The following is an 11,598-nucleotide window of genomic DNA, read 5'->3' as shown; positions in this document are numbered from 1 at the left end:
GCGGCCGAGCGCTTCAACGCCGAACTGATCGATCTGCTGCGCCGCCGGGAGACGCCCCCATGACCCTCCGCATCGCCGTCCTCGACGACTATCAGCGCGTCGCCGAGGCCAAGGCCGACTGGCGCCTCGTCGGCCCGGACGCCGAGACGGTCTTCTTCCACGAGCACGTCGCCGACGAGGGTGCCGTCGCCCAGATGCTGGCCGACTTCGATGTCGTCTGCATCATGCGCGAGCGCACGCCCTTCCGCCGCGGGCTGGTCGAGCGCCTGCCGCGGCTGAAGCTCCTGGTGACGACGGGCATGCGCAACGCCGCGGTCGACCTCGAGGCGCTGGCCGAGCGCGGCGTCACGGTCTGCGGCACCGGCGCCCCCGGCGGGCCGACGGCCGAGCTGACCTGGGGCCTGATCCTCGCCCTGATGCGCCACATCCCGCGCGAGGACCGGGCGATGCGCGCGGGCCGCTGGCAGACGACGGTCGGACAGGAGACGGCGGGGCGCACGCTGGGCGTGCTCGGCCTCGGCCGGCTCGGCGCCAAGGTCGCCCGGATCGGCCAGGCCTTCGACATGAAGGTCATCGCCTGGAGCCCGAACCTGACCGAGGAGCGGGCGGCCGCGGCCGGCACCCGGCTGGTGACGAAGGAGGAACTGTTCGCCGAGGCCGACGTCGTCTCGATCCACGTCGTCCTGTCGGGGCGCTCGCGCGGGCTGGTCGGCGCGGCCGACCTCGCGCGGATGAAGCCGACCGCCTATCTCGTCAACACCGCGCGCGGCCCGATCGTCGACGAGGCGGCGCTGGCCGCGGCGCTGCGCGAGCGCCGCATCGCCGGCGCCGGGCTCGACGTCTACGGCACCGAGCCGCTGCCGGCGGACCATCCATTCCTCGGCCTCGACAACACGGTGCTGACGCCGCATCTCGGCTACGTCACCGAGGGCACCTACGCCCAGGTCTATCCCGAGACGGTCGAGGACATCGCCGCCTGGCGCGCCGGCAAGCCGATCCGGGTGCTGACGCCGGGCTGATCCAGGGAACGGCGGCGCCTCAGCGCTCGTGGAACCGGGCGAACGCGGCGACCGGCTCGCGCTCGGTTTCCAGGCGGTTGACGATGGCGTCGGGATCGGGGTGGCCCAGCGCCATGCCGCAGACGACGATCTCCTGGTCGGGGATCGGCAGGTGCCGGCGCAGGACCTTGTGGAAGTTGGCGAAGGCGGCCTGGGCGCAGGTTTCCAGTCCGAGGCCGCGGGCGGCGGTCATGACGTTGCCGAGGAAGATGCCGAGATCGATCCAGGAGCCCTGCTCCAGGTCGCGCTCGATGGTCAGGATCAGGCCGACCGGCGCGTCGAAGAAGAGGTAGTTGCGGCCGCGCTGGCGATGCATCGCCTCCTTGTCCTGCCGGCCGATCCCGAGCATGCCGTAGAGCCCCCAGCCGACCTTGCGCCGGCGGGCGAGATAGGGGTCGCGCCAGTTGACCATGTAATATTCGTACTCGCGGACGTGGCTCGCCTCGTCGTGGTCGTGGGCGTGCAGCACGTCGGCCGTCAGCCGGTCGCGGGCCGCGCCGGAGACGACATAGACCTTCCACGGCTGGGTGTTGGAGCCGCTGGCGGCGCGGCTGGCGACGGCGAGGATGCGCTCGACCGTCTCGCGAGCGACGGGGGCAGGCAGGAAGGCGCGCACCGAGGTGCGGCCGGCGATCGCCTCCAGCACGGGATTGCCGCGGGCATAGCGGTCCATGATCTCCTGCCGCGACAGGGGCGGCGGCGGGACGACGTCGTTGGCCATCGGGAACTCCGGATCGGGATGGGACCCGCCCCTCAGGCGGGCATCAGTCGGCGCAGCAGGGCCGCGATCGGCACCATGCGGGCGATCGGGTGGCGGGTGAACTCGTCGATGCCGCGGCGGGCGGCGGCGCGCGCGGCCGGGTCGAGCGGGCTGTCGGGCGGCCGCAGTTCGGCGGCGACGCGGCGGGCCCCGTCGCGGCCGAGCGCCCCGGCCGCCTCGATGGCGGCAGCCAGCCTGCCGTCGGCGGCCAGCGGGGCGAGCTGTACCAGCGACAGTGCCAGGTAGGCCGGCCAGTGGGCGAGGTGGCGGTACATGCTGGCGACGATGCGCTCGTCCGGCCGCCGGCCCAGGGCGTCCAGCCGGCCGACCAGGACGGCCGCCTCCGGCGACATCTCGGCGCGCGCGAGGAGCCGCGGCAGCGGGCCCGCCACGACCGGGATCGGCGCCCGTCCGCCGGCTTCGGCCGCCGGCACCCGGCCGTCCAGCCGCAGCGCCAGCGCCGTCAGCGCCACCAGCGCCATGGCGTTGGTCTGGTCGTAGGAATCGAGGACGCGCCGGATGTCGGCGCGCGCGCCGGGGTCGATGCCGATGGCGTCCAGCACCACCGCGGGCGGCTCCGGCAGCGCCGGAAGCGGCAGGGCGCGGCGCAGTGCGGCCGCCTGGAAGGCGATGCTGCCGTCGCGGTAGGCCGGACGGACGGCGGCCCAGCACCAGGGCAGCGCCCCCGGAATCGTCGCCAGATGCCGCCAGACGAGGTTGACGACCGACACCCCGAAGGTCGACCGGATATCGGCGAAGATCGCCGCCGTCTCGCCCTCGGCCGCGGCTTCCGGAATGGCCGGAACCGGGTCGCCCGCCGCTGTCGTCATGTTTCCTCCCGTTTGCGCTTCACTCTAGGCTGAAGTTCGGAGCAAGGGGAGCGACGGGATGACGGTTCGGGTGGAGTTCGAGGACCAGGACGGCGGCCGCCTGGCGCGGCTGGTGATCGACCGGCGGGCGCGCGCGAACGCGCTCGATTCGCCGACGCTGGCGGCGCTGGCGGACGGCTTCGAGGCGCTCGCGGGGGATGCCGGCCTGCGCGTCGCGGTGCTGATGTCGGCGGGCGAGCGCGCCTTCTCCGGCGGCGCCGACGTCGCCGAGATGGCCGAGCTCGACGCCGACCGCGCCGGACCCTTCATCGGCCGCATCCACCGCGTCTGCCGGGCGATCCGCGACCTGCCGGTGCCGGTCGTGGCCCGCATCCAGGGCGCCTGCCTCGGCGGCGCCATGGAGATCGCCGCGGCCTGCGACCTGCGCGTCGCCTCGGCCGCCGCCCGCTTCGCCATGCCCGAGGTGCGGATCGGCATCCCCTCGGTCGTCGAGGCGGCGCTGCTGCCGCGCCTCGTCGGCTGGGGAGCGGCCACCGACCTCGTGCTCACCGGCGACGCCATCGACGCCGCGGCGGCGCACCGGCTCGGCTTCGTCCAGCGCCTCGCCGCGCCGACCGATCTTGACGCCGCCGTTGCCGCCGTCACCGCTTCGATCCTGCGGTCGGGGCCGGCGGCCGTGCGCCGGCAGAAGCAGCTGCTGCGCGCCTGGGAGCGGCTGCCGCTGGACGCGGCGATCGCCGCCGGCATCACCGCCTTCGTCGAGAGCTGGGAGGGCGACGAGCCGCGGCGGATGATGGCGGCCGCGCTGGCCCGGTAGGGCCGCCCGACTCCGGGTTGCGGCCGGGTTCTGCTATCGTCCCGGGCGCGGCCCGCCAGAACCGTTCCGGCGGTCGCGGCGACCGGATGGTCATTGCGGGACCGGACATGGACCTGACCATTACCCTCCTCGGCCGCTTCGCGGTCGCCGTCGGCGGCGTCCCGGTGGAACCGGCGACGCGCAAGGCGGCGGCCGTCCTGGCGATCCTCGCGCATGCCGGCGGCCGCGCCGTGCCGCGGGAGCGCCTCGCCGCCATGCTGTGGCCGCGCGCCGACGAGGCCCAGTCCCGCGCCAGCCTGCGCCAGGCGGTGGCGCAGCTCCGCCGCTCTCTGGGCGCTGCCGCCGAGCGCATCGAATCCGGCGTCGACACCCTGCGGCTGGAGACCGCCGGGGCGGCGATCGACCTCGCCGCCGTCGAGGCGGCCCTGGCCGGCGGCGGCTGCCCCGGCCCGGACTATGCCGGCCCCTTCCTCGACGACCTGGCGCTGCGCGAGGAGCCGTTCGAGGAGTGGCGGCGCATGGAGGCGACGCGGCTGGCCGAGCGCGTCACGGCGGCCTGGCTGCGGCACCTCGACGCCGCCGTCGCCGACGGCGACGGCGAGCGCGCGCTGGAGCTGGGCGAGCGCCTGCTGGCGATCGATCCGGCGCTGGAAGAGGCGCATGCGGCGCTGATCCGCCTGCATCTCGGCCGCGGCGCCCTCGGTTCGGCAATGCGCCAGTACGAGCAGTGCCGGGCGGCGCTCGCGCGCGCCTACGGCGTCCCGCCGTCGCCGGCGACCGAGACGCTGCGGCGGCGCATCGCCGCCCCGGTGGAGCGGCGCGAGGCGCCGTGCGCGCCGGGCGGTCCGGCGGTGGTGGCGGTGCTGCCCTTCACCGACCTGTCGGACGAGGCGGGCGACCGCTACCTCGCCCTCGGCATCGCCGAGGACGTGACGACCGAACTCTCGCGCTTCCGCTCGCTGCGCGTCATCGCCCGCCACTCGGCCTTCGCGGTGGCGCAGTCGGCGTCCGACGCCGCCGACGCCGGCCGCCGTCTCGGCGCCCGCTACATCCTGACCGGCAGCGTGCGGCGCGGGGCGGGCGCGTTCCGCGTCGTTACCGAACTGATCGAGGTCGCGACCGGCCACTATCTCTGGTCGCACCGCTACGATTTCGGATCGGACGGGGTCGATGCCGCGCTCGCCGACATCGCGCGATCGGTGGTCGGCGCGCTGGCGCTGCGCATCGACGAGGCGCTGCTCCAGGAGGGGCGCCGGCGGCCGATCGACGACCTCGGCACCTACGACCTCTGGTTGCAGGCGCTGGAGCGGCTCCGGCGCGCCACCCCCGACGCCCATCTCGAGGCGCGCGTGCTGCTCGAGCGTGCGCTGGCGACCGATCCCGACTGCGCGCGCGCCCATGCCGGGCTGTCGCTCACCTACTTCAATGAATGGAGCTGCCACGCCTGGGACCGCTGGGAGCACAATGCCGACCGCGCCCGCCACCATGCCGAGGCGGCGGTCGCCCGCGACCCGACCGACCACGTCACCCATGCCGTGCTGGGCCGGATCCTGCTCTACCGGCGGGAGTTCGACCGCGCCGCGCGGCATGTCGAGCGGGCCCTGGCGCTCAACCCCAACGATGCCGACATGCTGGTCCAGAGCGCGCTCTCGCTCGCCTATCTCGGCGACCCCGCGCGCGGCATCGCCACCGCCGAGGCGGCGATCCGCCTCAACCCGTTCCACGACGACTGGTACTTCGTCTTCGCCGCCGGGCCGCGGCTGGTGGCGCGCGACATGCCGCGGCTGGTCGAACTGGCGAGCCGCGCCCCCGATGTCGCGGTCGACGTCCGTGCCTTCATCGCCATGGGACACGCCCTGATGGGGCGGCCCGACGAGGCGGAGCGGCAGATGGCGCGCTTCCACGCCCATTTCCGCCGCTCCGTCACCCGCGGCCGCGAGCCGGAACCGGGAGAGGCCGCGCGCTGGATCCTCCACGTCAACCCGCTCCGGCGGGCCGAGGACCGGGCCTTCCTGTGCGAGGGCCTGGCACGGGCCGGCCTCGAAGTGCCGCCCGGCGCCGACGCGGAGCCGGCGCCGGGCTGACCCCGGTCAGGCGGCCGCCGGGAGGGTTTCCACCCGGTCGCGGAGCAGCCGGGTGAAGGGGCTCGCCGGCCGGAGATCGGCGCGCTCGGCGACCAGCGCGGCCGCCGTCGCCTGCTCGCCCGCCCGCAGCGCCGCCTCGATCATCGTCAGGTCGACGATGTCGCGCTGGGCGTGGCTGCCGCCGAAGCGGTTGGAGATGTGCCGGACCGGCCGCAGCAGGTCGAGGGCGGCGCGGTGGTCGCCGGATGCGAAGGCGGCAAGACCGAGCGCGATCGGCCGGCCGACCTCGGCGGTGATCCGGGCATTGTCGCCGGCGCCGCGGATCGCATCCTCCTCGGCCGCCAGCACCGCCTCGACGAGGTCGTGCCGGCCGGCGCCGGCAAACGCCATCACCGCGTGGGCGTCGTTGAAGGCGAAGAGGCCGGAGCGGGCATAGGGTTCCCAGGCGTCGGCCAGCGGCCGCCAGCGGTCGCCGACATCGACGCCGCGCAGCATCAGGCGCCACAGCATCGCCGAGGCGTCGAGCATGTCGAAGATGACCGGGGACTGGCCGCCCTTGATCTTGGCCGGGTCGTCGTAGAGCGCCAGCACCGTCGCGATGTCGCCGAGTTCGAGGTGATAGAGCGCGAGGTGCCACCAGTTGTGGACCGAGAAGAAGCTGTCCTCGGCCCAGTCCGCCAGGTTCTCGTTCATGAAGCGGATGCCGTCGGCGGGCCGGCACTGCATCTCGATGACGTGGGCGACGGCGTGCTTGGCCCAGCCGTCGCGCGGCTCGATCTCCAGCGCCCGCTTGCCGGTGGCCTCGGCGCGGGCGTAGAGGCCCGTCTCCTCCAGCCCAAAGGCGTGCATGCCGAGGACGGCATGGTAGCCGGGCATGCCGGGCCGCCACGCCGGCAGGGCGCGGGCGATGCGGTCGCGCAGCATCCGCGAATCGCCGATCAGGAAGTCGGTGAGCTGGCCCGCCTGGAGCGCCAGCAGGTCGGTCGGGTGGGCGATCGCGACGTCCTCCAGCGTCCGCGCCGCCTGGGCGAGGTTGCCGTCGAGGAAGTGGCGGATGGCGGTGAGGTGGCCGCGCTCGCGATCGTCGGCGGCGGCACGGCGGGCGGCGGCATAGCTCTCCCGGGCCGGCCCGAAGCCCGCCGGCTCGGCACCGAGCAGGAAGAGATAGGCGCGCATCGCGTGCGCCATGACGAAGTCCGGTCGGCGGGCGATGGCGGCGTCGATCGTGCCGACGGGATCGCCGACATAGCACGAGAACTGGCGCTGGGCGGCGGCGTAGGCGGCGGCGGCTTCGCCGTCGGCGCCGGAGAGGGCGTGGCCCTGTTCGTCTTTCTGGATCATTCCGGGGTCTCCTTCCGTATCGGGTGGATGCCCGGGGTTGTACCGGGTCCCCCGTGATCCGGCGCGACGGCCGCGCGTGAAAAGCGCGTGAAAAACGCCGCCGCGCGAAATCAGCCCCCGTTCATGGTCAGCGACAGGCCGCCGTCGATCACGAGCTCGGTGCCGGTAATGTAGCGCGCCTCGTCGGAGGCGAGGAAGACGACGGCGTGGGCGACGTCCCAGCCGTCGCCCATGGTGCCGAGCGGCACCTGCCGGTCGCGCTTCGTCCGCAGTTCCTCGAAGGGCAGGTCGGGGAAGGCGCGGGCGACGGTCTGGCGGATGCGGGGCGTGTCCATCAGGCCGGGGACGATGGTGACGGCGCGGATGCCGTCGGCGGCGTGCTGGGCCGCGACCATGCGGGTGAAGTGCAGCGCCGCCGCCTTGGTGACGCTGTAGGCCATGTGCGGGAAGCCGACATAGCGCAGCGCCGCCACCGACGAGGTGGTGAGGAAGACGCCCGAGCGGCGCTCGCGCATCCCCGGCAGGAACGCCTTGGCGGCGATCAAGAGGGCGGTGACGTTGGTGCGGTGGGTGCGGTCCCAGTCCTCGACCGCGATGTCCTCGACCCCGCCGACCCGCCCGACGCCGACATTGTTGTGGACGACGTCGACGCGGCCGAAGCGGTCGACGGCCGCGCCGGCCAGCGCCGCCACCGATGCCGGGTCGGCGACGTCGACCTGGACGGCCAGCGTCTCGGCGCCCGCGGCCGCGGCCAGGGCCGCGGTGTCGCCGGCGGCGGCGGCGTCGATGTCGGCGGCGACGATGCGGGCGCCGGCGCGGGCGCAGGCGACCGCCGTCGCCTTGCCGATACCCCAGCCGGGGCCGACCGCGCCGGCGCCCAGGATCGCCACCACCTTGCCGGCGAGACGCCGGCTGGGTTCGCCGGCGCGGGCGTCGATCGTCATGTCATGCCTCCCGCCGGGCGGCGTGGGCGAGCGCCACCAGCACCGTCAGCAGGGTCACCGCCCCCGCCTGGTGGGCGGCGCCGAGGCTGACCGGCACCTGGGCCAGCAGCGTCGCGACGCCGAGCAGGTACTGGCCGGTGACGGCGACGATCGCCGCCAGCGCCAGCCCGCGCACCAGCGGCCGGCCGGTCGTGGCGAGGCGCCAGGCCGCGGCCGGCACGGCGATCGCGGTGACCGTCGCCAGGATGCGGTGGTGGAACTGCACCGAGGCCACGTTCTCGAACGGGTCGGTCCACCACGGCGCCATGTCGCCGTAATGCTCGGGCACCCACCGCCCGTCCATCGTCGGGAAGGTGTTGAAGACCATGCCGGCGTCGAGCCCGGCGACGAAACCGCCCGAGAGGATCGTCAGGAAGGCGAGCGCGGCCAGCCCGGGCGCGGTCCGCCGTCCCGGATCGCCGGCCGGGGTCGGCCGGTCGCCCCGCCACAGGCCGAGGGCGAGCCACAGCAGGTAGACATAGATGACGAGGGCGAGGCCGAGATGGGCCACGAGCCGGTACTGGCTGACCGACGGCCGGTCGACGAGGCCGCTCGCGACCATGACCCAGCCGACCGCGCCCTGCAGCCCGCCCAGCGCCAGGGCAGCCCACAGGTGCGGGCGGTAGGCGGGCGGCACGGCACCCCGCCACAGGAACCAGGCGAAGGGGAGGGCATAGGCGAGCCCGATCAGCCGGCCCCACAGGCGGTGGATGTATTCCCACCAGAAGATCTGCTTGAACTCGTCGAGCGTCATGCCGCGGTTGACGAGGCGGTACTGCGGCGACTGCCGGTACTTCTCGAACTCGGCCGTCCAGGCGGCCTCGCCGATCGGCGGCAGGGTGCCGGTGACCGGTCGCCAGTCGACGATCGACAGGCCGGATTCGGTGAGGCGGGTCACCCCGCCGATCACCGTCATCAGGAAGATCAGGGCGGCGACGGCGAAGAGCCAGAGCGCGACCCCGCGGCGCTCCCGGTCCGCGCTGCCGGCGGCGGCCGGCGCGCCCGCAACTGCTGGGTTCATGCCCAGCGGCATAGGGCGCCCGGCGCCGGCCGGCAAGCGTCCGGCGTCGGGATGCCGCAGCCGGCCGTCAGTGCAGGGTGACGGCGAGCCCGGCGAGACGGATTTCGGCCGGCTGGATCAGGCGCTGGCTCGCCACCTTGACCGAGTGCAGCCGGCCGTCGAGCTCGCGCTGCCAGAATTCCAGGAACCGGGTCAGTTCCGGAAAGCGCGGCGCCAGGTCCAGATCCTGCCAGACGTAGGTCTGCAGCAGGCCGGGATGGTCCGGCATGTGGTAGAGGATCTCGGCGGTGGTCAGCCGGTAGTCGGCAAGCTGTTTCACGAACGTCATCGGTTCCGACCCTGGTTCGCGCAAGTTGGGGCTCGCACGGAAAAGCGTGCCTTAATCCAATCGCGCTGAAAACCAAAAAGTTCCATATTAACAATGGCTTGGCAGCCACCGAGCGGGAGTGCTGCCGAATTTGCCGAGGAACCGCGGCGGCGGAGGGTTGACAGGCCTCCGGCCCTCCACTATGTGCCCTGGCACTCTAAGGCGGGGAGTGCTAACAGCGCCCCCGGGAGCCTTGGGGAAACGTTCCTGATCGGACCTATTCGGAGGGGTTCCCAATGAAATTCCGGCCGCTGCATGACCGGGTCGTCGTTCGCCGCATCGAAGGCGAGGAGAAGACCAAGGGCGGCATCATCATCCCCGACACGGCGAAGGAGAAGCCGCAGGAGGGCGAGATCGTGGCCGTCGGCCCCGGCGCGCGCAACGAGCAGGGCCAGCTGGTCGCCCTCGACGTCAAGGCGGGCGATCGCGTGCTGTTCGGCAAGTGGTCCGGCACCGAGGTCAAGATCGACGGCGAAGAGCTGCTGATCATGAAGGAGTCGGACATCATGGGCGTGGTGGAAGCCACGGCCAAGTCGGGCAAGAAGGCCGCCTGAGGCGCCGGTCCGGCGAACAGAACGAGGGAGATGGGTTAGATGGCTGCCAAGGAAGTCAAGTTCTCGACGGATGCGCGCGACCGGATGCTGCGCGGCGTCGACATTCTCGCCAACGCCGTCAAGGTGACGCTCGGCCCGAAGGGCCGCAACGTCGTCCTCGACAAGGCCTTCGGCGCGCCGCGGATCACCAAGGACGGCGTCACCGTCGCCAAGGAGATCGAGCTCGCCGACAAGTTCGAGAACATGGGCGCGCAGATGGTCCGCGAGGTCGCCTCGAAGACCAACGACACTGCCGGTGACGGCACCACCACCGCGACCGTGCTGGCCCAGGCGATCGTCCGCGAGGGTACCAAGGCGGTTGCCGCCGGCATGAACCCGATGGACCTGAAGCGCGGCATCGACCTCGCCGTCGAGGCCATCGTCGCCGACGTCAAGAAGCGCTCGAAGAAGATCTCGACCAGCGACGAGGTTGCCCAGGTGGGCACGATCTCGGCGAACGGCGAGCGGGAAATCGGACTGATGATCGCCAAGGCGATGCAGAAGGTCGGCAACGAGGGCGTCATCACGGTCGAGGAGGCCAAGAGCCTCGAGACCGAGCTCGACGTCGTCGAGGGCATGCAGTTCGACCGCGGCTACATCTCGCCCTACTTCATCACCAACGCCGACAAGATGACGACGGAGCTCGAGTCTCCGTTCATCCTGCTCTTCGAGAAGAAGCTGTCGGGCCTGCAGGCGATGCTGCCGGTGCTGGAAGCCGTGGTGCAGTCCGGCAAGCCGCTGCTGATCGTCGCCGAGGACGTCGAGGGCGAGGCGCTGGCCACGCTCGTCGTCAACAAGCTGCGCGGCGGCCTCAAGGTCGCGGCCGTCAAGGCGCCGGGCTTCGGCGATCGCCGCAAGGCGATGCTGGAGGACATGGCGATCCTGACCGGCGGCCAGCTGATCTCCGAAGACATCGGGATCAAGCTCGAGAACGTCACCGTCGACATGCTGGGCAAGGCCAAGCGGGTTCTCATCAACAAGGAGAACACGACGATCATCGACGGCGCCGGCAAGAAGAAGGACATCGAGGGCCGGTGCGCGCAGATCCGGGCGCAGATCGAGGAGACGACCTCGGACTACGACCGTGAGAAGCTGCAGGAGCGTCTGGCGAAGCTGGCCGGCGGCGTCGCGGTGATCCGCGTCGGCGGCGCCACCGAGGTCGAGGTGAAGGAGCGCAAGGATCGCGTCGACGATGCGATGCACGCCACCCGCGCCGCGGTCGAGGAAGGCATCGTCGCCGGCGGCGGCACCGCGCTGCTCTACGCCACCAAGGCGCTGGCCTCGCTGAAGCCCGCCAACGACGACCAGAAGGTCGGCATCGACATCGTCCGCCGGGCGATCCAGGCGCCGGTCCGTCAGATCGCCGAGAACGCCGGCTTCGACGGTGCGGTGGTCGCCGGCAAGCTGCTCGAGCAGAAGGACTTCAACTTCGGCTTCGACGCGCAGTCGGGCGAGTATCGCGACCTGGTGAAGGCCGGCATCATCGACCCGACCAAGGTCGTGCGCACCGCCCTCCAGGACGCCGCTTCGGTGGCCGGCCTGCTCGTGACGACCGAGGCGATGATCGCCGAGCGTCCCGAGAAGAAGGCCCCCCCGATGCCGGGCGGCGGCGGCATGGGCGGCATGGGCGACATGGATTTCTGATCCGGTCGTACCAGCCGAACACGAAGACGCTACGGGCGAGGGGCCGCGGGAAACCGCGGCCCCTTTCTCGTCTGCGGGCAGCGGATTTCCCGCGGCCGCG

11 protein-coding genes are annotated in these 11,598 nt (G+C 72.8%); 5 read left to right on the top strand and 6 right to left on the bottom strand.

Going from position 1 to position 11,598, the window contains the following annotated elements; translation table 11 throughout:
• Nucleotides 1–59 precede the first annotated feature (59 nt).
• Entirely contained in the window at nucleotides 60–1,019 is a 960-nt protein-coding gene (locus ACE3Q3_RS12845) for a D-2-hydroxyacid dehydrogenase family protein (RefSeq protein ID WP_374446665.1), read from the top strand.
• Nucleotides 1,020–1,038: 19 nt separating this feature from the next.
• Here ACE3Q3_RS12845 and ACE3Q3_RS12840 read toward each other — a convergent pair whose 3' ends face one another.
• Entirely contained in the window at nucleotides 1,039–1,779 is a 741-nt protein-coding gene (locus ACE3Q3_RS12840) for a nitroreductase (RefSeq protein ID WP_374446664.1), read from the bottom strand.
• 32 nt (nucleotides 1,780–1,811) lie between these two features.
• The gene (locus ACE3Q3_RS12835) at nucleotides 1,812–2,648 is read right to left on the bottom strand and encodes a hypothetical protein (RefSeq protein WP_374446663.1); all 837 of its coding nucleotides are present in this window, start codon (nucleotides 2,646–2,648) and stop codon (nucleotides 1,812–1,814) included.
• Between the two features lie 58 nt (nucleotides 2,649–2,706).
• On the opposite strand from ACE3Q3_RS12835, the gene ACE3Q3_RS12830 reads away from it, so the two are divergent.
• Together ACE3Q3_RS12830 and ACE3Q3_RS12825 are read left to right on the top strand one after the other, a co-directional pair.
• Entirely contained in the window at nucleotides 2,707–3,465 is a 759-nt protein-coding gene (locus tag ACE3Q3_RS12830; protein ID WP_374446662.1) for an enoyl-CoA hydratase, read from the top strand.
• Between the two features lie 107 nt (nucleotides 3,466–3,572).
• Entirely contained in the window at nucleotides 3,573–5,549 is a 1,977-nt protein-coding gene (locus tag ACE3Q3_RS12825; protein WP_374446661.1) for a BTAD domain-containing putative transcriptional regulator, read from the top strand.
• 6 nt (nucleotides 5,550–5,555) lie between these two features.
• On the opposite strand, the gene ACE3Q3_RS12820 is transcribed toward ACE3Q3_RS12825, so the two are convergent.
• The 4 genes from ACE3Q3_RS12820 to ACE3Q3_RS12805 form a co-directional block, all read right to left on the bottom strand.
• Nucleotides 5,556–6,890, bottom strand: a complete 1,335-nt coding sequence (locus ACE3Q3_RS12820) for a tetratricopeptide repeat protein (RefSeq protein WP_374446659.1) — start codon at nucleotides 6,888–6,890, stop codon at nucleotides 5,556–5,558.
• 110 nt (nucleotides 6,891–7,000) lie between these two features.
• Complete coding sequence (locus ACE3Q3_RS12815; RefSeq protein WP_374446656.1) at nucleotides 7,001–7,834, bottom strand: SDR family NAD(P)-dependent oxidoreductase; 834 nt, start codon at nucleotides 7,832–7,834, stop codon at nucleotides 7,001–7,003.
• Nucleotide 7,835: 1 nt separating this feature from the next.
• Entirely contained in the window at nucleotides 7,836–8,894 is a 1,059-nt protein-coding gene (locus ACE3Q3_RS12810) for a COX15/CtaA family protein (RefSeq protein ID WP_374446654.1), read from the bottom strand.
• A gap of 67 nt (nucleotides 8,895–8,961) precedes the next feature.
• A complete protein-coding gene (locus ACE3Q3_RS12805) occupies nucleotides 8,962–9,222 on the bottom strand; it encodes an usg protein (RefSeq protein ID WP_374446652.1) in 261 nt (86 codons plus the stop codon).
• A 275-nt stretch (nucleotides 9,223–9,497) separates the two neighbouring features.
• Here ACE3Q3_RS12805 and groES point away from each other — a divergent pair, with 275 nt between their 5' ends.
• Complete coding sequence (gene groES / locus ACE3Q3_RS12800; protein ID WP_374446650.1) at nucleotides 9,498–9,815, top strand: co-chaperone GroES; 318 nt, start codon at nucleotides 9,498–9,500, stop codon at nucleotides 9,813–9,815.
• Nucleotides 9,816–9,854: 39 nt separating this feature from the next.
• The gene (gene groL / locus ACE3Q3_RS12795; RefSeq protein WP_374446648.1) at nucleotides 9,855–11,498 is read left to right on the top strand and encodes a chaperonin GroEL; all 1,644 of its coding nucleotides are present in this window, start codon (nucleotides 9,855–9,857) and stop codon (nucleotides 11,496–11,498) included.
• Nucleotides 11,499–11,598 lie beyond the last annotated feature (100 nt).

It is taken from the genome of Allostella sp., assembly GCF_041913585.1.
In the GTDB taxonomy this organism is placed as follows: domain Bacteria; phylum Pseudomonadota; class Alphaproteobacteria; order ATCC43930; family Allostellaceae; genus Allostella.
This window is presented reverse-complemented; position numbering and strand designations above follow the sequence as displayed.